Source organism: Georgenia muralis (assembly GCF_003814705.1).
Classification (GTDB): domain Bacteria; phylum Actinomycetota; class Actinomycetes; order Actinomycetales; family Actinomycetaceae; genus Georgenia; species Georgenia muralis.
This window is the reverse complement of the sequence record NZ_RKRA01000001.1, coordinates 1,066,515-1,086,809: the sequence shown is the minus strand read 5'-3', so window position 1 is coordinate 1,086,809 and position 20,295 is coordinate 1,066,515. Positions and strand designations below refer to the sequence as shown.

General features: G+C 73.6%; 20 protein-coding genes and 1 tRNA gene. 18 read left to right on the top strand and 3 right to left on the bottom strand.

Annotated features, from left to right (window positions below; translation table 11 throughout):
- The first annotated feature begins 21 nt into the window (after positions 1–21).
- From EDD32_RS04715 to EDD32_RS04670, 11 genes are all read left to right on the top strand, one after another.
- Positions 22–666 (top strand): glycosyl hydrolase family 65 domain-containing protein, encoded by a 645-nt coding sequence (locus tag EDD32_RS04715; protein ID WP_123915186.1) that lies wholly within the window; start codon positions 22–24, stop codon positions 664–666.
- A gap of 129 nt (positions 667–795) precedes the next feature.
- A complete protein-coding gene (gene topA, locus EDD32_RS04710; RefSeq protein WP_123915183.1) occupies positions 796–3,522 on the top strand; it encodes a type I DNA topoisomerase in 2,727 nt (908 codons plus the stop codon).
- A 73-nt stretch (positions 3,523–3,595) separates the two neighbouring features.
- Complete coding sequence (locus EDD32_RS04705; protein ID WP_123915180.1) at positions 3,596–3,892, top strand: hypothetical protein; 297 nt, start codon at positions 3,596–3,598, stop codon at positions 3,890–3,892.
- Between the two features lie 10 nt (positions 3,893–3,902).
- Complete coding sequence (locus tag EDD32_RS04700) at positions 3,903–4,952, top strand: Gfo/Idh/MocA family protein (protein ID WP_123915177.1); 1,050 nt, start codon at positions 3,903–3,905, stop codon at positions 4,950–4,952.
- 73 nt (positions 4,953–5,025) lie between these two features.
- The gene (tmk, locus tag EDD32_RS04695) at positions 5,026–5,709 is read left to right on the top strand and encodes a dTMP kinase (RefSeq protein WP_123915174.1); all 684 of its coding nucleotides are present in this window, start codon (positions 5,026–5,028) and stop codon (positions 5,707–5,709) included.
- Entirely contained in the window at positions 5,706–6,863 is a 1,158-nt protein-coding gene (locus EDD32_RS04690) for a DNA polymerase III subunit delta' (RefSeq protein WP_123915171.1), read from the top strand. Before tmk ends, EDD32_RS04690 begins: the two co-directional genes overlap by 4 nt.
- An 80-nt stretch (positions 6,864–6,943) precedes the next feature.
- Positions 6,944–8,506, top strand: a complete 1,563-nt coding sequence (locus EDD32_RS04685) for an alpha/beta hydrolase (RefSeq protein WP_123915169.1) — start codon at positions 6,944–6,946, stop codon at positions 8,504–8,506.
- A gap of 94 nt (positions 8,507–8,600) precedes the next feature.
- Positions 8,601–8,676 (top strand) — tRNA-Thr (locus EDD32_RS04680).
- A 438-nt stretch (positions 8,677–9,114) separates the two neighbouring features.
- Positions 9,115–9,270, top strand: coding sequence for a hypothetical protein (locus tag EDD32_RS18745; protein ID WP_170175212.1), 156 nt, complete (start codon positions 9,115–9,117; stop codon positions 9,268–9,270).
- A 142-nt stretch (positions 9,271–9,412) separates the two neighbouring features.
- On the top strand, positions 9,413–9,757 hold the full coding sequence (locus EDD32_RS04675) for a histone-like nucleoid-structuring protein Lsr2 (RefSeq protein WP_123915166.1): 345 nt from the start codon (positions 9,413–9,415) through the stop codon (positions 9,755–9,757).
- 156 nt (positions 9,758–9,913) lie between these two features.
- Positions 9,914–10,651 (top strand): phosphoglyceromutase, encoded by a 738-nt coding sequence (locus EDD32_RS04670; protein ID WP_123915163.1) that lies wholly within the window; start codon positions 9,914–9,916, stop codon positions 10,649–10,651.
- Positions 10,652–10,788: 137 nt separating this feature from the next.
- Here EDD32_RS04670 and phoU read toward each other — a convergent pair whose 3' ends face one another.
- A complete protein-coding gene (gene phoU, locus EDD32_RS04665; RefSeq protein ID WP_123915160.1) occupies positions 10,789–11,475 on the bottom strand; it encodes a phosphate signaling complex protein PhoU in 687 nt (228 codons plus the stop codon).
- A gap of 175 nt (positions 11,476–11,650) precedes the next feature.
- On the opposite strand from phoU, the gene EDD32_RS04660 reads away from it, so the two are divergent.
- Positions 11,651–12,958, top strand: coding sequence for a sensor histidine kinase (locus EDD32_RS04660; protein WP_123915157.1), 1,308 nt, complete (start codon positions 11,651–11,653; stop codon positions 12,956–12,958).
- A complete protein-coding gene (locus EDD32_RS04655; RefSeq protein ID WP_123915154.1) occupies positions 12,955–13,647 on the top strand; it encodes a response regulator transcription factor in 693 nt (230 codons plus the stop codon). The genes EDD32_RS04660 and EDD32_RS04655 overlap by 4 nt, the downstream gene beginning before the upstream one ends.
- A gap of 30 nt (positions 13,648–13,677) precedes the next feature.
- Here the strand turns inward: EDD32_RS04655 and EDD32_RS04650 are convergent, their stop codons facing one another.
- Positions 13,678–14,151 carry a hypothetical protein gene (locus EDD32_RS04650; protein ID WP_123915151.1) on the bottom strand — a complete coding sequence of 158 codons (474 nt, stop codon included), beginning with the start codon at positions 14,149–14,151 and terminating at the stop codon, positions 13,678–13,680.
- Positions 14,152–14,361: 210 nt separating this feature from the next.
- Here EDD32_RS04650 and EDD32_RS04645 point away from each other — a divergent pair, with 210 nt between their 5' ends.
- From EDD32_RS04645 to ispF, 3 genes are all read left to right on the top strand, one after another.
- On the top strand, positions 14,362–14,844 hold the full coding sequence (locus EDD32_RS04645; protein ID WP_123915148.1) for a CarD family transcriptional regulator: 483 nt from the start codon (positions 14,362–14,364) through the stop codon (positions 14,842–14,844).
- A gap of 66 nt (positions 14,845–14,910) precedes the next feature.
- Entirely contained in the window at positions 14,911–15,645 is a 735-nt protein-coding gene (gene ispD, locus EDD32_RS04640; protein WP_123915146.1) for a 2-C-methyl-D-erythritol 4-phosphate cytidylyltransferase, read from the top strand.
- A gap of 233 nt (positions 15,646–15,878) precedes the next feature.
- Complete coding sequence (gene ispF, locus EDD32_RS04635) at positions 15,879–16,373, top strand: 2-C-methyl-D-erythritol 2,4-cyclodiphosphate synthase (RefSeq protein ID WP_123915143.1); 495 nt, start codon at positions 15,879–15,881, stop codon at positions 16,371–16,373.
- Between the two features lie 11 nt (positions 16,374–16,384).
- Here the strand turns inward: ispF and EDD32_RS04630 are convergent, their stop codons facing one another.
- The gene (locus tag EDD32_RS04630) at positions 16,385–17,737 is read right to left on the bottom strand and encodes an MFS transporter (protein ID WP_246005977.1); all 1,353 of its coding nucleotides are present in this window, start codon (positions 17,735–17,737) and stop codon (positions 16,385–16,387) included.
- An 84-nt stretch (positions 17,738–17,821) separates the two neighbouring features.
- On the opposite strand from EDD32_RS04630, the gene cysS reads away from it, so the two are divergent.
- Both cysS and rlmB read left to right on the top strand, forming a co-directional pair.
- A complete protein-coding gene (gene cysS, locus EDD32_RS04625) occupies positions 17,822–19,261 on the top strand; it encodes a cysteine--tRNA ligase (RefSeq protein ID WP_123915140.1) in 1,440 nt (479 codons plus the stop codon).
- The gene (gene rlmB, locus EDD32_RS04620) at positions 19,261–20,292 is read left to right on the top strand and encodes a 23S rRNA (guanosine(2251)-2'-O)-methyltransferase RlmB (RefSeq protein WP_123915137.1); all 1,032 of its coding nucleotides are present in this window, start codon (positions 19,261–19,263) and stop codon (positions 20,290–20,292) included. The genes cysS and rlmB overlap by 1 nt, the downstream gene beginning before the upstream one ends.
- Positions 20,293–20,295 lie beyond the last annotated feature (3 nt).

The window sequence follows — 20,295 nt, the reverse complement described above, 5'->3', positions numbered from 1 at the left end:
CCCACCGGTGGATCGAGGCTCATGCTCCACGCGCCCTACGTCCAGCTCTACCGCAAGCAGGTGGTCAAGCAGGCCGACCTCGTCCTGGCGATGGTGTGGCGCACCGACGCCTTCACGGCCGAGCAGAAGGCCCGCAACCTCGACTACTACGAGCGGCGCACCGTGCGCGACTCCTCCCTCTCGGCCTCGCCCCAGGCGATCGTCGCCGCGGAGGTCGGCCACCTCGACCTCGCCCACGACTACCTCCACGAGGCCGCCCTCGTCGACCTGCACGACCTCCAGCAGAACACCGCGCACGGGCTGCACATCGCCTCCCTCGCGGGGGCCTGGACCGCCGCCGTCAGCGGGCTCGGCGGGCTCCGCGAGGACGGCGACGCCGTCCGGCTGGCCCCCGCCCTGCCCGGCCCGGTGCGGCGCATGGCGTTCGGGCTGCGCTGGCGCGGCGCGCTCCTGCGCGTCGAGGTCACCCACGAGCAGGTGCGCCTGTGGCTGCCCGACCAGCCCGGGGCGAGCGTCCCGGTGCTGCTGTACGGCGAGGAGGTGAAGGTCACCGACGAGCCGGTCGAGCACCCCGTCCGGGTGCCCGAGCCGCTGCTGCCGCGCCCCCCGCAACCGCTGGGACGCGCGCCGCGGCCGGCCGCGATCGCCATCGACCACCCCGCCTGAGCCCACCCCGGGTCCGCGGCCCGGCGCCGCCGCCCGGTGGACGGCGGTGACGACGACACCGGATCCACGATGTACCGTCAGCCGCGAGAGATCCGGCCGCGGCCGGCCGCCCACGCCTCGAAGGACGTCATGCCCACCTCCCGCAAGCTCGTGATCGTCGAGTCCCCCGCCAAGGCCCGCACCATCGGCGGCTACCTCGGCCCGGACTTCGACGTCGAGGCCTCGGTGGGCCACATCCGCGACCTGCCCCAGCCCTCGGAGCTGCCGGCGGACATGAAGAAGGGGCCGTACGGCAAGTTCGCCGTCGACGTCGAGGGCGACTTCGACCCCTACTACGTCGTCGACCCGGACAAGAAGAAGAAGGTCGCCGAGCTCAAGCGCCTCCTCAAGGACTCCGACGAGCTGTACCTGGCCACGGACGAGGACCGCGAGGGCGAGGCCATCGCCTGGCACCTCCTGGACGTCCTCAAGCCCAAGGTGCCGGTCAAGCGGATGGTCTTCCACGAGATCACCAAGGAGGCGATCACCCGGGCGCTGGAGCACACCCGCGAGCTTGACACGCGCCTGGTCGACGCCCAGGAGACCCGCCGCATCCTCGACCGGCTCGTGGGCTACGAGGTCTCACCCCTGCTGTGGCGCAAGATCAAGCCGGGCATCTCCGCCGGACGGGTGCAGTCGGTCGCCACCCGCATGGTCGTCGAGCGCGAGCGCGAGCGGATGTCCTTCCGGTCGGCGTCGTACTGGGACGTGCGCGGGGTGTTCACCGGTGGCACGGAGCCGCGGCCGTTCGAGGCCCGTCTGGTCACCCTCGACGGGAAGAAGGTCGCCACCGGCCGGGACTTCGGCGACGACGGCGCGCTGACCGCCTCCGCCGCCCGGGCGGGGGTCCTGCACCTGGAGCAGGCCACCGCGACCGCCGTCGCCGCCGCGCTGGAGGACGCGCAGGCGCGGGTGGTCTCGATGGAGACCAAGCCCTACACGCGCCGTCCGGCCGCCCCGTTCACCACCTCCACTCTGCAGCAGGAGGCCTCCCGCAAGCTGCGGATGAGCGCCCGGGAGACCATGCGCACCGCGCAGGGGCTGTACGAGAACGGCTACATCACCTACATGCGTACCGACTCCTCGGCGCTCTCGGGGCAGGCGATCGCCGCCGCCCGGCGTCAGGCGGGGGAGCTCTACGGGGCCGAGTACGTCCCGGACAAGCCCCGCACGTACGGCAAGGCCGCCAAGGGCGCGCAGGAGGCGCACGAGGCGATCCGGCCGGCGGGTGACTCCTTCCGCACCCCGGCCCAGGTGGCGAACCAGCTCACCGGGTCGCAGTTCAGGCTCTACGAGCTCATCTGGAAGCGCACCGTCGCCTCGCAGATGGCCGACGCCCGGGGCTCGACCGCGACCGTCCGGCTCGCCGCGACCGCCGCGACGGCGGAGGGCGACCGGCGCGCCGAGCTGACGGCGTCGGGCACGGTCATCACCTTCCGCGGCTTCATGGCCGCGTACGAGGAGGGCCGCGACGCCGAGCGCTACGAGGCCGGCGAGGGCCGCGACGAGAAGGAGACCCGGCTGCCCGTCCTGGCCGAGGGCGACCTCGTCGAGACCGACCGGGTCAGCGCCGAGGGCCACGAGACCACACCGCCGCCGCGCTACACCGAGGCTTCCCTCGTCAAGGCGCTGGAGGAGCGGGGCATCGGCCGGCCGTCGACCTACGCCGCGACGATCTCGGTCATCACCGACCGCGGGTACGTCGACCGGCGCGGGCAGGCGCTCGTGCCCACCTGGCTGGCGTTCTCCGTGGTGCGCCTCCTCGAGGAGAACCTGCCGCGCCTGGTGGACTACGACTTCACCGCCGAGATGGAGTCCGACCTCGACCGCATCGCCACCGGCTCGGAGGAGCGGGTGGACTGGCTGGCGCGGTTCTACCGCGGCGACACCGCCACCGAGCGGCCCGGCCTGAAGAACCTCGTCGAGGGCCTGGGCGACATCGACGCCCGCGCCGTCAACAGCATCGACATCGGCGAGGGCATCACGGTGCGGGTCGGGCGCTACGGCCCCTACCTGGAGGTGGCCGGCACCGACGGCGAGGAGGGCCGCCGCGCGTCCGTCCCCGACGACGTCGCACCGGACGAGCTCACCCCCGCCAAGGCCCGGGAGCTCCTCGAGCGTCAGGCCGACGACGGCCGCGAGCTGGGGACCGACCCGGCCACCGGTCACACGATCATCGCGAAGAACGGCCGCTTCGGCCCCTACGTCACCGAGGTCCTCCCCGAGGAGGACGCGTCGGCCCCCGCCGAGGGGGCGAAGAAGCCGGCCCGGAAGAAGGCTGCGGCCAAGCCGCGCACCGCGTCGCTGCTGAAGTCGATGCAGCTCGAGACCGTCTCCCTCGACGACGCGCTGCGGCTGATGTCCCTGCCGCGGGTGGTCGGCACCGACCCCGAGGGCCAGGAGATCACCGCCCAGAACGGGCGCTACGGTCCCTACCTCAAGCGCGGCACCGACTCGCGGACGCTGGAGTCGGAGGAGCAGGTCTTCGACATCACCCTCGCCGAGGCCCTGGCCATCTACGCCCAGCCCAAGACCCGCCGCGGCGCCACCGCCAAGCCGCCGCTGCGCGAGCTCGGCGAGGACCCGGTGAGCAGCCGGCCCGTCGTGGTCAAGGACGGCCGCTTCGGCCCCTACGTCACCGACGGCGAGACCAACGCGACCCTGCGCAAGGACGACGACGTCGAGACGATCACCCCCGAGCGCGGCTTCGAGCTCCTCGCCGAGAAGCGCGCCAAGGGGCCGGTCAAGAAGACCACCACACGCAAGGCGCCCGCCAAGCGGGCCACGACGCGCAAGACCCCCGCGAAGAAGGGCTGACCCGCGGCAGGGCCGTCCCGCGGGCTCCCAGGCACGGCGTGCCGGTCATCCGGGTCGCTGGCAGGATCGCCCCGTGACCGTCGCAGCGACCTTGACCGTGCAGGCTCGGACCGAGGGGTTCATCGCCCGGCTCCGCCGTGCCCTCGCCACCCCGGTGCTCAGCGTCGACGGCGTCGAGACGGACCTGTCCTGGTTGGGCGAGCGGCGCCTCGTGGTCGCGCCCGGCACGCACGAGGTCGGGGTGCACTACCGCAACCGCCGCTCGACGCACGGCCGGGCCACCACCAGCCTCACCGTCGCCCCGGGCGGGGAGGTGGCGCTGGACGCCGTGCTCGTGGACGGGACGTTCCGGCTCGCCGTCAGGCCCTAGCCTGGCCACCATGAGCCTCCTGGCGACGACGCCGCCCTCCCTCCCGATGCCGCCCGACCCGCGTGACGCCCCCGCGCTGCGCTGGGGGATCCTCGGTGCCGGCGGCATCGCGGGCACCTTCGCCCGTGACGTCCCCTCACGTTCCGCCCAGCGCGTCGTCGCCGTCGGCTCCCGCAGCGCGGACAAGGGCGGCGCGTTCGCCGCGGCGCACGGCATCGAGCGCGTCCACGGCAGCTACGAGGACCTCGTCGCGGACCCCGAGGTCGACGCCGTCTACGTCGCCACGCCGCACAGCCACCACCGCGACCACGCCGTCCTCGCGCTCGAGGCCGGCAAGCACGTGCTCGTGGAGAAGGCCTTCACGCGCAGCGCCGCCGAGGCCCGGGAGGTCCTGGCCGTCGCCGAGCGGCAGGGCCTGTTCGCCATGGAGGCGATGTGGACCCGCTTCCTGCCCCACATGGTCGCGCTGCGCGCGGTCGTCGGCTCCGGCGCCCTCGGCGAGATCTGCACCGTCACCGCCGACCACGGGCAGCGGCTGGACCACGTCGAGCGCCTGTTCGCTCCCGAGCTGGCCGGCGGCGCCCTGCTCGACCTGGGCGTCTACGACGTCTCGTTCGCCCACCTGCTCCTCGGCGCACCGGCCGGCGTGCGCGCCGCCGGGGTGCTCACCGACCGCGGGGTCGACCTGCAGGAGGCGGTCGTGCTCACCTACGACGGCGAGCACGAGCGGGCGCTCGCCGTCTGCACCGCCTCGATGTGGACGGCCAGCGCCACGGGCGCGTCGGTGGTGGGCACGGACGGCCGCATCGACGTCGCCGGGCCCTTCTACGGCTCGACCTCCTTCGTCGTCACGCCGCGGGGCGGGGAGGCGTGGCAGTGGCCCCCCGCCGAGCTCGCGGGCCACCGGTACGGCTTCGAGTACGAGGCCGCCGAGGTGGCCCGGTGCGTGAGCGCGGGCCGGCAGCAGTCCGACGTCATGCCCTGGAGCGCGACGCTCGAGGTCATGGGGACCATGGACGAGATCCGCCGCCAGCTCGGCGTGGTGTACCCGGGCGAGTGAGAGGCAAGGCGGGAGCGGTAGGTGTCCACACCGCCGGCGCCGGGCCGGGCCCGCCGGTGGTTACGCTGACCCGGTGACCGACGGCCCGCCCCCCGCCCCCGACCCGGCCGCCGCGACGGCCACGTCCCGCGGGTGCTTCGTCTCCTTCGAGGGCGGTGACGGCGCCGGCAAGACCACCCAGCGTGACCTGCTGGGGCAGTGGCTGCGGACCCTGGGCCACGACGTCGTCCTCACCCGCGAACCGGGCGGGACCGAGCTGGGGCAGGTGCTGCGCGACGCGCTGCTCCACGGCGACGACGTCGACCCGCGCACCGAGGCGCTGCTCTACGCCACCGACCGGGCCCACCACGTCCACCACCTCGTGCGCCCGGCCCTGGACCGGGGAGCCGTCGTGGTGACGGACCGGTACCTCGACTCCTCGGTGGCCTACCAGGGCGCCGCCCGGGCCCTCGGCGCCGACGAGGTGCGCGCCCTGTCGCTGTGGGCCACCGACGGCCTCCTGCCGGATCTCACCGTCCTGCTCGACCTCGAGCCGGTCGTCGCGGCCGCCCGCCGCACCGGACGGCCGGACCGGATCGAGCGCGAGCCCACCGCGTTCCACGCGCGGGTGCGTGAGCACTTCCTCGAGCTCGCCGCGGCGGAGCCGGACCGGTACCTCGTCGTGGACGCCACGCTGGCGCCCGAGGAGATCCAGGAGCGGGTGCGTGGCCGGCTGGCCCCGCTGCTCCCGGCCGTCACCGAGGCAACCCGGCCGTGAGCGTCTGGGACGAGGTGGTCGGCCAGGAGCAGGTCGTGGCCACCCTGCGCGACGCCGTCGCCGCGGCGCGCAGCGGCGGGCCGGGGATGTCCCACGCGTGGCTCGTGACGGGGCCGCCCGGCTCGGGCCGCTCGGTCGCGGCCCGGGCCTTCGCCGCCGCCCTGCAGTGCACCGACCCGGACGAGCCCGGCTGCGGCCGCTGCCAGGGCTGCACGACGGCGCTGGCGGGCACCCACGGCGACGTCACCCTCGTGGGCACCGAGAAGGTCATCTTCAGCATCGACGAGATCCGCCCCCTCGTCTCCCAGGCGCAGCGCGCCCCGTCGCAGGGCCGCTGGCGCGTGATGCTCATGGAGGACGCCGACCGGATGGTCGAGCGCACCTCCAACGTCCTGCTCAAGGCCATCGAGGAGCCCCCGCCGCGCACCGTGTGGCTGCTGTGCGCGCCGAGCCCGGAGGACGTGCTCACGACCATCCGGTCGAGGTGCCGGGCGGTGCACCTGCGGGTGCCCGACCCGCGGGCGGTGGCCGAGCTCCTCGTGCGCCGCGACGGCCTGCCCGCCGACGTCGCGCTCTCGGCGGCCCGCGCCGCGCAGTCCCACATCGGTCTGGCGCGCCGCCTCGCACGGGACCCGGAGGCCCGGGAGCGGCGCCGTCGCCTCCTGGCCGTGCCGACGTCGATCCGCGGGGTCGGCGACGCCGTGCTCGCCGCGGCCGACCTCATCGAGATCTCCACGGTCGACGCCCGCCGGGCCACCGAGGAGCGCGACGCGGCCGAGCGCACGGAGCTCCTGCGCACGCTGGGCGCCGACGCCGGCTCCCGGCTCCCACCCGCCCTGCGCGGCCAGGTCAAGACCCTCGAGGACGACCAGAAGCGCCGCGCCACCCGCGCCCAGCGCGACGTGCTCGACCGGGCGATGGTGGACCTGCTCTCCCTGTACCGCGACGTCCTGGTGGTCCAGCTCGGCGCCGACGTCGACCTCGTCAACACCGACGCCGCCGAGGAGGTCCGGCGCCTCGCCGCCGGCTCGACGCCGGAGCAGTCCGTGCGGCGGATGGACGCCGTCGGTGTCGCGCGCGAGCGGCTCGCCGGCAACGTCGCCCCCCTGCTCGCGGTGGAGGCCATGATGGTGGCCCTGCGCCCCCAGGGATGACGTCCCACCCTGCGGTGGTCTCGCCCACAGACCCGGGCGGCCGGGTGCGGGCGGCACCGGCGGGAAGGTAGCGTGACGGGGTGCGCCGCCCCCGCCCCGCCCCGGCTCTCGTCGCCGCCGCCCTCGTCCTGACCTCGTGCACCTCGGTCTCCGGCGACGAGCCCGCGGCCGCACCGACGACGCCATCGGCGCCGTCCTCCGAAGCGCCGTCGGCATCGCCGACCGCCGGCGGCGAGGCGGACGACGTCCCCGAGGCGCTGGCCGAGTACTACGGCCAGGAGGTCGCCTGGGCCTCGTGCGGGGAGACCTTCGAGTGCGCCGAGATCACGGTGCCGCTGGACTACGACGACCCCGGTGGGGAGAGCATCACCCTGGCCGCCAAGCGGCTGCTCGCGTCGGGGGAGAAGCAGGGGTCGCTGGTCATCAACCCCGGCGGGCCGGGCTCCTCCGGGATCGAGCTCGCGGAGGCCGCCCCCAGCTACTTCACCGCCGAGCTGCGCGACGCGTACGACGTCGTCGGCCTCGACCCCCGTGGCGTGGGTGACTCGACCCCGGTGGACTGCGTCTCGGACGCCGAGCTCGACCGCCTCCGGGCGGCGGAGTACGACCTCGAGACGGACGAGGGCCTGCGGGCCTACCAGGCCGACGCGCAGCTCATCGCCGACGGGTGCGCCTCGACCTCCGGCGACCTCGTGGCCAACGTCGACACCGTCTCGGCGGCCCGGGACCTCGACGTCCTGCGCCACGTGCTGGGCGAGGACGAGCTGGACTACCTCGGCTTCTCCTACGGAACCTACCTCGGGGCGACCTACGCCGAGCTGTTCCCCGAGCGGGTCGGCCGGCTCGTGCTCGACGGGGCCATGGATCCCAGCCTCTCCGCGCACGAGACCACGCTCGCGCAGGCGGTCGGTTTCGAGAGCTCCCTGCGCGCCTACGCCGAGGACTGCCTGGCGGGGCCCGACTGCCCGCTCTCCGGCAGCGTCGACGACGCCGTCGGCCAGGTCCGCACCCTCCTCGAGCTGACGGGCGACACGCCCCTGCCGACGGCGGACGGTCGTGAGCTCACGGCCTCGCTCGCCTTCTCCGGCATCATCGCCCCGCTGTACGACGACTCCACGTGGTTCGCCCTCACCGCCGCCCTCGACCAGGCCATCAACGAGGGGGACGGCTCCCAGCTGCTCTTCCTCGCCGACCTCCTGGCCGGTCGCGAGGCCGACGGCTCCTACCCGGTCAACACCACCGAGGCGAACTGGGCCGTCAACTGTCTCGACTACCCGGTCGAGGGTGACCTCGCCCGGTGGAAGGCCGAGGCGGACGAGCTCGAGGCCGCCGCCCCGACGTTCGGGCCGATCATGGGCTACGGCGCCGTGCTGTGCGACGCCTGGCCCGCGCAGGACCGGGCGGAGCGGGAGCCGGTCACCGCGGCGGGCGCGCCGCCGATCATGGTGGTCGGCACCACCGGCGACCCGGCCACCCCCTACGAGTGGAGCGTCGCGCTCGCCGACCAGCTCGAGAGCGGCGTCCTCCTCACCTACGACGGCGGCGGGCACACCGCGTACGGCCGCTCCAACGACTGCGTCAACGCCGCGGTCGACGGTTTCCTCCTCGAGGGCGTGGTGCCCGAGGAGGGCACGACCTGCTGAGGACGGCCCCGGTGGGCCGCGGGGCCGTTTTGTCGCCGCCCCGGACCTGCCGGTAGAGTGGTCGGGCCGCGCCCGGGAGCTCCCGGGCGAGCACGCCGCCTTAGCTCAGTCGGCAGAGCGATTCACTCGTAATGAATAGGTCGTGGGTTCGATTCCCACAGGCGGCTCCAGATGGTCAGGCCCACCCCGGTGCGGGGTGGGCCTGACCCATTTCCGGGGCGTCGCCGAAGCGGTTCGTCCCGTGCGTGCAGTGCGTCTGGCCGGGCACCGGAGGCATTTTCCGTGGGGAGCTTCGGGAATTTCGTCGGGCGTGCCACCGGCGTCGCCCCCTCAGGTCGGGGCAGTTCTTGCGCCCATTCTGAGGACTGCATCACGTCATTTTGTGGACGGGCCAGTTCTGATATCTACGCCGGCTGACGGTGTATTCGGTCCGTGCGTGAGCGCGGTGAGCCCGGCACCTCGTGACGGCGGGCCACGTGCCCGTCGCTGCGGCTCCGACGCCTCCCCGCCCGGATCGGTGCCTGTCGCGGGCCGGGACCGGCGCACGTCGTGCCTGGCCGGGCAGCCGTCGCCCCGACGTGGACAGAGGTGGCACGTAGACTCCAGGTGTGGACTACCTCATCGCGCTCATCCCGTCCGTGGGCACCGGATTTCTCTTCTTCGTCGTCATTCGCGCCATGGTCAACGCCGACCGGAATGAGCGCGCGGCGCTGGAACGGATGGACCGCGAGGCGGCGAAGCGTCCCGACGGAAGGGACGGATAGCTTCTCCACAACTTCTCCGTGATTGGCGTGACAATGACGTTGCCGCCAATTAGTGTTCTCGGTGGGTGGACCGGTCCCGTTCCACCGCAGGGGGTACTCACTCCGGCTCACACCGGAATGACGAGAGAAAGAATCGAGAAACATGGCGCAAAAGGTTCAGGTGACTCTGGTCGACGACATCGACGGTTCGTCGGCGAGCGAGACGGTGACGTTCGCGCTCGACGGCGTCTCGTACGAGATCGACCTCACCGACGAGCACGCGAACGCCCTTCGTGAGTCCTTCGCCGAGTGGATCGGGCACGCCCGCCGCGCCGGCGGCCGCAAGGCGCCCGCCAAGCGCGGGGCGCAGGCCGGCGCGGGCCGCGCCTCGTCCGGCTCCGACGCGGGGAAGATCCGCGACTGGGCCCGTGACAACGGGTACGAGGTCTCCGAGCGTGGCCGGATCTCGGCCGAGATCCGCGAGGCCTACGAGAAGGCGACCAACTGAGGTCTCCCCGACGCAGGACGTCCTCCGGACGCCTGTACCCGGCCGGCTCCCTCACGGGGGCCGGCCGGTCTGCGTGAGAGGCCGGTGAGTGAGGTCCCTCACCTCGTGACCTGGGTCCCCGGGCCGCCCGTGGTCGGGGATGGAAGAATGGCCGCCATGACCTACACCCTGGTACTGCTCCGCCACGGCGAGAGCGAGTGGAACGCCAAGAACCTGTTCACCGGCTGGGTGGACGTGCCGCTGTCCGAGAAGGGCGTCGCCGAGGCCAAGCGTGGCGGCGAGCTCCTCAAGGAGGCGGGGGTGTCCCCGGACATCCTCCACACGTCGCTGCTGCGCCGCGCGATCTCGACGGCCTACTACGCCCTCGACGTCGCCGACCTGCACTGGATCCCCGTCAAGCGCGACTGGCGCCTCAACGAGCGTCACTACGGCGCCCTGCAGGGCAAGAACAAGAAGGAGATCCGCGAGGAGTACGGCGAGGAGCAGTTCATGCTCTGGCGCCGCTCCTACGACGTCCCGCCGCCGGAGATCGAGCTCGGGTCGCAGTACTCCCAGGACGCCGAGCCCCGCTACGCCGGCGAGCCCATCCCGCGCAGCGAGTGCCTCAAGGACGTCCTCGAGCGGGCGCTGCCGTACTGGGACGCCGAGATCGTGCCCGACCTCAAGGCCGGGAAGACCGTTCTCGTCGCGGCGCACGGCAACTCGCTGCGCGCGATCATCAAGCACCTCGACGGCATCGACGACGAGACGATCGCCGGGCTCAACGTCCCGACCGGCATCCCGCTGGTCTACGAGCTGGACGAGAACCTCACCCCCGTCACCAAGGGCGGGACCTACCTGGACCCCGACGCCGCCGCCGAGGCCATCAAGGCCGTCGCCAACCAGGGCAAGTGAGCCGACCGGCGCGCCCCTGACACGGCAGAGCCCCCGCACCTGGTGGTGCGGGGGCTCTCGCGTGCTCCGACCTGGTGGGCGGCGATCCTGACCGGCGTGCCAGGGCGCCTTCCTGACGGTGCCGGTGCCGGCTCCGGTCAGTCGCGGTGGGCGTCCGTCTCGCCGTCCTTGTGGTCGGTCTCGAACACGGTGTCACCGGTGACGAGATAGGACACCCGCCGCGCGACCGAGACGGCGTGGTCGCCGAACCGCTCGAGGTAACGACCGAGCAGGACGGCGTCGACCACCTGCTGGCGGGTCATGGGCACCGACTCGTCCAGGACGATCTCGAACGAGCGGCGGTGCAGCTCGTCGAGGACGTCGTCCTCCCGCTCGATCTCGGCGGCGAGGTCGAGGTCCCGGTTCTCCAGCAGCTGGGTCACCCGCTGGGCCACCTTGACCGCCTGGGAGCCCATCTCCGAGACCAGGTCGCGCATGGGGCCGTCGAGCGCCGTCTGCGGGTAGCGGCCCCGGGCGACGTAGGCGACGTGGCGGGCGAGGTCGCCCATCCGCTCGATCGTGGCGGACAGGCGCAGCCCCGAGACGACCACGCGCAGGTCGGTGGCGACCGGCTGCTGGCGGGCGAGGACCGAGATGCCCTGGTCGTCCAGGGCGCGCTCCATGCCGTCGATCCGGCGGTCGGCGTCGATGACCTCCTCGGCGACGAGGAGGTCGGCGTTGTCGAGGGCGGACGTCGCCTTCTCGATCGCGACGGCGACGTGGTTCGCCATCTTGACCAGGTCGTCGCGCAAGGCCTCCAGCTCGTGGGTGAACATCTCGCGCATGGCTTCCTCCAGGTGTGCGGTCCAGCCGTCGGCTCGTGACCGGTTCGTGCCGTTGCTCTGCTTCCTACCGTAGTCAAGCCATCCTGGGTGTACACCCGGTGGCGCGCGGGTGAACGGCCGGCGGCCTGCCGGGGCGGTCTCGGTGAAGACGTCCGGCGGGCCGTACGCTCACGGCGTGGACCAGATCTGGCAGCTCGTGGGGGTGGCCCTCCTGGGGGTGCTCGTCGGCGCCGTGGGGGTTCTCGCGTTCCGCCTGAGCGAGCGCGAGCAGCGCGGTCCCGGGCGTTCCGACGACGGGACCGTCGACGACGACGTCGTCTCGGTGCTGAGCGTGCTGCCCCAGAGCGTCATCGTCCTCGAGCCCGACGACGAGGTGCTGCGGGCCTCGCCGGCCGCCTACAGCTTCGGCCTGGTACGCAACGACGCCCTCGTCCCCGCCGAGCTGAGGGCGCTCGTCGAGGGCCTGCGCCGGGACGGGCAGATCCGCGACACCGAGCTGACCCTGCCGCGCAGCACCGTCGAGGGTGCCGGCACGTTGCGGATGCAGGTGCGCGTCGCCCCCCTCAAGGCCGGCCGGGTGCTCGTGCTGGTCGAGGACCGCACCGCCGCCCGCCGCGTCGAGGAGATGCGTCGTGACTTCGTCGCCAACGTCTCCCACGAGCTCAAGACCCCCGTCGGTGCCATCTCGCTGCTCGCCGAGACCGTCGCGGACAGCGCGGACGACCCCGGCACCGTGCGCCACTTCGCCGGCCAGATGGGCAAGGAGTCCCGTCGCCTGGCGGCCCTCGTCCAGGAGATCATCGAGCTCTCCCGGCTCCAGGAGCCGGACGCGCTCGTCGAGCCGGAGCTCGTCCACGTCGACGACGTCGTCACGGAGGCGGTGGACCGGGTCCGCGTCGCCGCACGGGACCGCCGCGTGTCCGTCGTCGTCGGCGGGACAACCGGGCTGAAGGTCTACGGCGACGCGTCCCTGCTCACCACCGCGGTGCGCAACCTCCTCGACAACGCCATCCGGTACTCCCCGGCGCAGTCCCGGGTGTCGGTGGGGGTGTCCCGGCACGACGCCCTGGTGCGCATCGCCGTCGTCGACCAGGGCACGGGCATCCCCGTGGACCAGCGCGAGCGGGTGTTCGAGCGGTTCTACCGCCTCGACGAGGCGCGCTCGCGCGAGACGGGCGGCTCCGGGCTGGGACTGAGCATCGTCAAGCACATCGCCAGCGACCACGGCGGCCGGGTCGAGCTGTGGTCCGCCGAGGGCCGCGGCTCGACCTTCACCCTCGTCCTGCCCGAGGCGATCGAGCCCGGCGAGAGCCCGGATGAGGCCGGCGGGACCGAGGACGCCGACGACCGTGACGACGCCGCCGTCCCGGCCCGCGGCACCGGCCCGGCCGGGCCGGGCACCACCTCGCGCGACGAGGTCGGCGACGCCGACGACGAGACACGCGCCGCGCGGCGGCGCGGCAGGAAGGAAGCACGCCGATGACGACGATCCTGCTGGTGGAGGACGAGCAGTCCTACCGCGAGCCGCTGACCTACAAGCTGGAGCGCGACGGGTTCGAGGTCGTCCCGGTGGCCGACGGGCTCGAGGCCGTGGCGGCGTACGAGCGCGGCGGGATCGACCTCGTGCTGCTCGACCTCATGCTCCCCGGGATGTCGGGGACGGAGGTGTGCCGGCAGCTGCGCCAGCACGGCAACGTCCCGGTCATCATGCTCACGGCCAAGGACAGCGAGATCGACAAGGTGGTCGGCCTCGAGCTCGGCGCCGACGACTACGTGACGAAGCCCTACTCCTACCGCGAGCTCCTCGCGCGGGTCCACGCGGTACTGCGCCGCACCGCCGGCGACGACGACCTCGGTGAGCCCGCGGTTCTCACCGTCGGCCGCGTGCGGATGGACGTGGACCGCCACGAGCTCCAGGTCGACGGCGACCCGGTCGCCATGCCGCTGCGGGAGTTCGAGCTGCTCGAGCTGTTCCTGCGCAACCCCGACCGGGTCCTCACCCGCGGCCAGCTCATCGACCGCATCTGGGGCGCGGACTACGTCGGCGACACCAAGACGCTCGACGTCCACGTCAAGCGGGTACGGGCCAAGATCGAGGAGGACCCCTCCCGCCCGGCCATGCTGCAGACCGTCCGCGGGCTCGGGTACAAGCTCGTCAGCGCCCCGGCCTAGCGGCACCCGCGACAGCGGGCGGCGGCCAGGTCAGCCCTGGTCGAGGACGTCGTCGTAGGGCGGGACCGTGCCGTCCAGGACCGGCACCGGAACCTCGACCGCGCCGCCGACGTCGGTCGAGACCGAGGACGGGAGCACCGCACCCGGCGGCACCTCGAGGGAGGCGACGGACAGCCCGGCCTCACCCAGGCTCACGCTCTCGCCGGCGGCGACCTCGACCGGCACCTCGCCGCCGCCCTCGCCCAGGCTGAGGGTGACCTCGACGTCCTCGCGGGAGCGGTTGACCACCGAGCCGATGACGAGGCCCTCCTCGCCCTCGCCCTCGGCGAGGATCATGAGGTTCTCCACCACGACGCCGTCGGTGACCTCCACCCGCACCCCGTCGCTGGGGGCGTAGGGGACGGCGGTGGTGATGGGGTTGGCGACCGAGCACCCCGCGAGCGTGAGCGTCGCGGCGGCGGAGGCGACGGCGACCGTGCGGGCGCGAGGGGCGGTGCGGGCCACGAGATCTCCTTCTTCGGGTGCGGGGCGAGGTGGAGCGCGGCGCTCGCCCACCGCGAGATTACCGGAGAGCGCCAGTCCTTCGTGACGATCCGTCACCTCCGGGGGCGGCCCGGGCCGGGAGCCGCCCGTCAGGTCCCCTCGAGAGCCGCGGAATCTCGCCATTTCGGCGTGTTAGAATAGCCTTACTCACGACTTAGGGAGCACCACGAAATGACCTTCGCTGTCGGCGAGACCGTTGTCTATCCGCACCATGGCGCCGCTCTCATCGAGGAGATCTCGACCCGCATCATCCGCGGGGAGGAGAAGCTCTACCTCCACCTCCGGGTCGCCCAGGGCGACCTGACGATCCAGGTGCCGGCGGAGAACGTCGACCTCGTCGGTGTGCGGGACGTCGTCGGCAAGGAGGGGCTCGAGAAGGTCTTCGACGTGCTGCGCGCGCCGTACACCGAGGAGCCCACCAACTGGTCGCGCCGGTACAAGGCGAACGTGGAGAAGATCGCCTCCGGCGACGTCATCAAGGTCGCCGAGGTCGTGCGCGACCTGTCCCGCCGCGACACCGACCGTGGCCTCTCCGCCGGCGAGAAGCGCATGCTGGCCAAGGCCCGCCAGATCCTCGTCTCCGAGCTCGCGCTCGCCGAGAAGACCGGCGAGGACAAGGCCGAGGCCATCCTCGACGACGTCCTCGCGTCCTGAGCCGCTCCGCCCGCGCCGGTCGTCGTCGCTGACCCGTCGGTGCCTCCCGTGCAGGGTGATGTCGCCGTGAGCCGGCGGGGCAGCGCCGCCGTCCTCACGGCCGCCGGCTCCGGGACCCGGCTCGGCGCGCGTGTGCCGAAGGCGCTGGTCGAGCTCGGGGGCGTCCCGCTCGTCCTGCGGGCAGCACGGGGCCTCGCCGAGGCGGGCTGCCTCGACGCGCTCGTCGTGACCGTCCCCGCGGCCGAGCTCGGTGCCTTCGCGGCGCTCTTCCCCGGTGGTCACGTCCCGGGCACCACCCTGGCGGTCGCGGTCGTCCCCGGGGGCGCCACCCGCCAGGCCTCGGTCGCCGCCGGACTGGCGGCGCTGCCCGCCGAGGTCGACGTCGTCCTGGTCCACGACGCCGCGCGGTGCCTCACCCCGCCGGGGACGGTCCGGGCGGTCGAGGCCGCGGTCCGCGGCGGCCACCGCGCGGTCGTGCCGGCGCTGCCCGTCACGGACACGGTCAAGCGGGTGGGGCCGGCCGACGCCACGGGCGCCGAGCCGGTCACCGCCACGGTGGACCGTGCGAGCCTGCGGGCCGTCCAGACCCCGCAGGGGTTCGACCGCTCGCTGCTCGAGGCCGCGCACGTCGCGGGGGCGTCGAGGGCCGGCGACGAGGCCGCGGCTGCCTCGGACGACGCCGGCCTCGTCGAGGCGCTCGGCGAACAGGTGTGGGTGGTCCCCGGCGACGAGCGAGCCCTCAAGATCACGACACCGCACGACCTGGCCATCGCGGAGCTGCTGCTGTCCGACCGCGGCTGAGCGCACGGGCGTCACCGGCCGCGCCGGGAGCGGTGTGGTGTCGGCAGCGCTGGGACGTCGTGCCCAGGGCGATGTGACGTGGTTGCGGCAGCGGTGTAACGGAGTGGCGGAAGTTCCTCGGCACAGAGCAGCAACAGCGTGACATCGAGCCGAGCCCGCGGTGCCGTCGGCACTGGTGCGGTCCGCAGAGCGAGGGAGCCGGGTGGTCAGCGGCTGGCGCTACGGTTTCGTCCATGCTGCCGCGCACCGGGATCGGGACCGACGTCCACGCCTTCGCCGAGCCCGGCTCGGGGCGCGAGATGCACCTGGCCTGCCTGCGGTGGCCCGGCGAGGTGGGTCTGGAGGGCCACTCGGACGCCGACGTCGCCGCCCACGCCGCGTGCGACGCCCTGTTCTCCGCAGCCGGCCTGGGTGACCTCGGCAGCCAGTTCGGCACCGCGGACCCCGAGTGGGCCGGCGCCGCCGGGGAGCGCCTCCTCGCCGAGGCCGCCCGCCGCGTCCGGGAGGCCGGTTTCGACATCGGCAACGTGGCGGTCCAGGTGGTCGGGGCGCGCCCCAAGGTGGGCCCGCGCCGCGCCGAGGCCGAGGCCACCATGGCCCGCGCGGTCGGCGCCCCGGTGAGCCTGAGCGCCACCACCACCGACGGCCTCGGGTTCACCGGCCGTGGCGAGGGCGTCGCTGCCGTCGCCACGGCGCTCGTGGTCTCCGCGCGGGAGCCAGGCGCCTGAGTCGAGGCTCGTCAGCTCTTCGAGGTGACGCCCGGGATGCGGAGCGGCCAGATCGCCGCCAGCCCCAGGGCGAGGGTGAGGATGATCCCGAGCAGGCCCATCCGCGCTCCCGCCACGGCGGTGAAGATCGCGATGAGCGCCGGGGAGATGAAGCTGACGGCCCGGCCGGCGGTGGCGTAGAGACCGAAGGTCTCGTTCGCCTCGTGCGGGGGCACCACGCGGGCGAGGAGGGTGCGCGAGGCCGACTGCACCGGCCCGACCAGCGCGGCGATGGCCATCCCGAACACCCAGAACACCGCCGTCGAGTCGACCGCCACGATGACCAGGCCGAAGCCGATCATCGCCGCGAGCGACCACACGATCACCGGGCGCGGCCCGACCCGGTCGTCCACCTTGCCGAAGACCCACGTCCCGGCCGCGGCGACGACGTTGGCCGCGATGCCGAAGATCGCCACCTGCACGGTGTCCATGCCGTAGGAGGTGGCGGCGATGACGCCGGCGAAGGAGAACACGGCGGAGAGCCCGTCGCGGTAGACCGCGGAGGCCACGAGGAAGTGCAGGAGCGGGCGCTCCTGCCGCCACATCCGCACCACCCTGGTCGCGATGTCGCGGTAGGCCTGCGCGGGACGGAACGGCTCACGCACCCGCGCGGCGTCCGGGACCTCCTTCGGGCCCCAGATCATCACGGGGATCGAGAAGACCAGGAACCAGGCCGCGCACAGCAGGGCGACGGCGCGGGCGTTGGCGGCGTCCTCGGTGGGGATGCCGAGCATCCCGCCGTCGAGGATGAACCCGAACAGCGCGACGACCAGCGCGATGACGCCGCCCACGTAGCCCAGCGCCCACGCGGTCCCCGAGATGCGCCCGATCGTGCCGGCCGTCGAGATCTGCAGGAGCATGCCGTTGTAGAACACCCCGGCGATCTCCGCGATGACCGAGGCCAGCGCGATGAGGCTCACCCCGAGCAGGAGGTAGGAGTTCTCCGGCCGGACGAACCACATCAGCGCCATGGTCGTGACGACGGCGAGGGTCGCCACGGTGAGCATGAGCCGGCGGTTGCGCACCCGGTCCGCCCAGGCCCCCATGAGCGGAGCGAGCAGCGCCACCCCCAGACCCGCCACCGTCTGGGCGTTGGAGTAGACCTGCTGGCCGTTCTCGGGGTCCGCGGCGACCGCCTGGGTGACGTAGACCGAGAAGACGAACGACAGGATGACGGTGTTGAAGGCGTTTGAGCCGAGGTCCCACAGGCTCCACGCGGCGATCGTGCGCCGTGGTGCGGGCTCGCTCGCGAGCTCCGGGACCACGAGACCGGGGGAGACCGCCGCCGCCGCGGCCTCGGGCGGGGGTTCGGGTGCGTTCGTCACGAGCGCACCGTAGCGGCCCGGGCGCGCTCCCGGGCGCCGACCGGGGAAACGGCACGTGGCAGGGCGCGCCGGTAGCCTGGGCGGGTGAGCCTGCGCCTGTACGACTCCGCCACCCGGTCGGTGCGTCCCTTCGAACCCGTCGAGCCGGGGTCGGTGGGCATCTACCTGTGCGGCGCGACGGTCCAGGGCTCGCCCCACATCGGCCACATGCGCTCCTCGATCGCGTTCGACGTCCTCGCCCGCTGGCTGCGCCGCGGCGGGCTCGACGTGACCCTGGTCCGCAACGTCACCGACATCGACGACAAGATCCTCGCGAAGTCCGCCGAGGCCGGCGTGCCCTGGTGGGCCTGGGCGTACCGGTTCGAGCAGGAGTTCACCGCTGCCTACGACGCCCTCGGCGTCGCCCGACCCACCTACGAGCCCCGGGCCACCGGCCACGTCACCGAGATGGTCGAGCTCATCGACCGGCTCGTCGAGCGCGGTCACGCGTACACCGGTGAGACGGGGAACGTGTACTTCGACGTGCGCTCCCTGCCGGAGTACGGCTCGCTCACCCGGCAGACGCTGGAGAACCTCACGCCCACCGAGGACGGCGACACCGAGCCCGACAAGCGTGACCCGCGCGACTTCGCCCTGTGGAAGGCACCCCGCCCCGGCGAGCCGGCCACCGCGGCCTGGCCCACGTCCTACGGCCGCGGCCGGCCGGGCTGGCACCTGGAGTGCTCGGCCATGTCCCAGCGCTACCTCGGGCAGACCTTCGACATCCACGGCGGCGGGATCGACCTGCGCTTCCCCCACCACGAGAACGAGCAGGCCCAGTCCCACGGCGCGGGGTACGGCTTCGCCCGGTACTGGGTCCACCACGCCTGGGTGACCATCGGGGGGGAGAAGATGAGCAAGTCGCTCGGCAACTCCCTCGTCGTGTCCGCCCTCCTCGAGCACACCCCTGCCGTCGTCCTGCGCTACGCCATCGGGACGGTCCACCACCGCTCCACCGTCGAGTTCTCCGAGGTCACCCTCGCCGAGGCGGCGACGGCGTGGGAGCGGTTCTCCGGGTTCGTCACCCGGGCCGTGGAGGTGGTGGGGGAGGTCCCCGCCGAGGAGGTCGCGGCCCTGGGCCGCGCCGAGCTCCCGGCACCGTTCGTCGAGGCGATGGACGACGACCTCAACCTCGCCGCCGCCATGGCGGTGGTGCACGAGCACCTGCGGGCCGGCAACACCGCCCTCGCCGAGGACGACCACGCCGCCGCCCGTGGTGCCCAGCTCAGCGTCCGGGGGATGCTCGACGTCCTCGGCCTGGACCCGCTGGCCCAGCCGTGGCGCACCGGCGCCGGGGCCGCCGGCTCCGCCGAGCACGAGGCCCTCGACGCCCTCGTGTCCACCGTCCTGGCCGAGCGGGTCGAGGCCCGCCAGGCGAAGGACTGGGCCCGGGCGGACGCCCTGCGCGACCAGCTGGCCGCCGCGGGCATCGTCGTCGAGGACTCCAACGCCGGCGCACGCTGGCAGCTGAAGGGAAAGAACTGATGGCCGGGAACTCCCAGCGCCGCGGCGCCGTCCGCAAGCCGGGCTCGAAGAAGGGGCAGGTCGTCGGCTCCGGCGGCCAGCGCCGCCGGGCCCTGGAGGGCAAGGGCCCCACGCCCAAGGCCACCGAGCGCCCGCACCACCCCGCCGCCAAGCGCAAGGCGGCCGTCGAGCGTGCGGAGGCCAAGGCGCCGGCCCGGGCGGGCCAGGCCGGGCGCGACGCCGCACGCAGCGCGACGGTCGCCGCGAAGGTCCGCGAGGCGCTGCGGGTGGGCTCGGACCACGAGCTCATCGCCGGGCGCAACCCCGTCACCGAGGCCGTGCGGTCGGGCATCCCCCTGGCGAAGGTCTTCCTCGCGGGCAACATGGCCAGCGACGAGCGTGTGGCGGAGGTGGTCCGCACCGCCACGGCCCTCGGCGCCCCGCTCGTCGAGGTCTCGCGCTCCGACCTGGACAACCTCACCGAGGGCGCCGTGCACCAGGGCGTCGTCATCGAGGTGCCCGCCTACGCCTACCGGGACGTGGAGGACCTGCTCGCGCGGGCCGAGCGCGCCGGCCACCCGCCGCTCATCGTCGCCCTGGACTCGGTCACCGACCCGCACAACCTCGGTGCCGTCCTGCGCAGCGCCGGTGCCTTCGGCGCCGACGGCGTCCTGCTGCCCGAGCGGCGCTCCGCCGGGGTCAACGCCACGGCGTGGAAGGTCTCGGCGGGCGCGGCCGCCCGGGTGCCGGTCGCCCGGGCGACGAACCTCGTCCGGGCCCTGACCGACCTCAAGGACGCCGGGTGCTTCGTCGTCGGGCTCGACGGCGACGGGCCCACCGCCGTGGGCGACCTCGAGCTGGCCGACGGCCCGCTCGTGCTCGTCACGGGTTCGGAGGGCAAGGGCCTGTCCCGCCTCGTGCGCCAGACCTGCGACGTCGTCGCCTCGATCCCGATCGCCGCACAGGTGGAGTCCCTCAACGCCGCCGTGGCCACCGGGATCGCCCTGTACGAGGTGTCGCGGCGCCGTGCCGCGACCCCGCCGGTGGCCTGACCA

Bases quoted from the DNA above. Each gene is read 5' to 3' on its own strand.
- EDD32_RS04715 (WP_123915186.1), top strand. From the start codon at position 22: ATGCTCCACGCGCCCTACGTCCAGCTCTACCGCAAGCAGGTGGTCAAG.
- topA (WP_123915183.1), top strand. From the start codon at position 796: ATGCCCACCTCCCGCAAGCTCGTGATCGTCGAGTCCCCCGCCAAGGCC.
- EDD32_RS04700 (WP_123915177.1), top strand. From the start codon at position 3,903: ATGAGCCTCCTGGCGACGACGCCGCCCTCCCTCCCGATGCCGCCCGAC.
- EDD32_RS04675 (WP_123915166.1), top strand. From the start codon at position 9,413: ATGGCGCAAAAGGTTCAGGTGACTCTGGTCGACGACATCGACGGTTCG.
- EDD32_RS04670 (WP_123915163.1), top strand. From the start codon at position 9,914: ATGACCTACACCCTGGTACTGCTCCGCCACGGCGAGAGCGAGTGGAAC.
- phoU (WP_123915160.1), bottom strand. From the start codon at position 11,475: ATGCGCGAGATGTTCACCCACGAGCTGGAGGCCTTGCGCGACGACCTG.
- EDD32_RS04655 (WP_123915154.1), top strand. From the start codon at position 12,955: ATGACGACGATCCTGCTGGTGGAGGACGAGCAGTCCTACCGCGAGCCG.
- EDD32_RS04645 (WP_123915148.1), top strand. From the start codon at position 14,362: ATGACCTTCGCTGTCGGCGAGACCGTTGTCTATCCGCACCATGGCGCC.
- ispF (WP_123915143.1), top strand. From the start codon at position 15,879: ATGCTGCCGCGCACCGGGATCGGGACCGACGTCCACGCCTTCGCCGAG.
- rlmB (WP_123915137.1), top strand. From the start codon at position 19,261: ATGGCCGGGAACTCCCAGCGCCGCGGCGCCGTCCGCAAGCCGGGCTCG.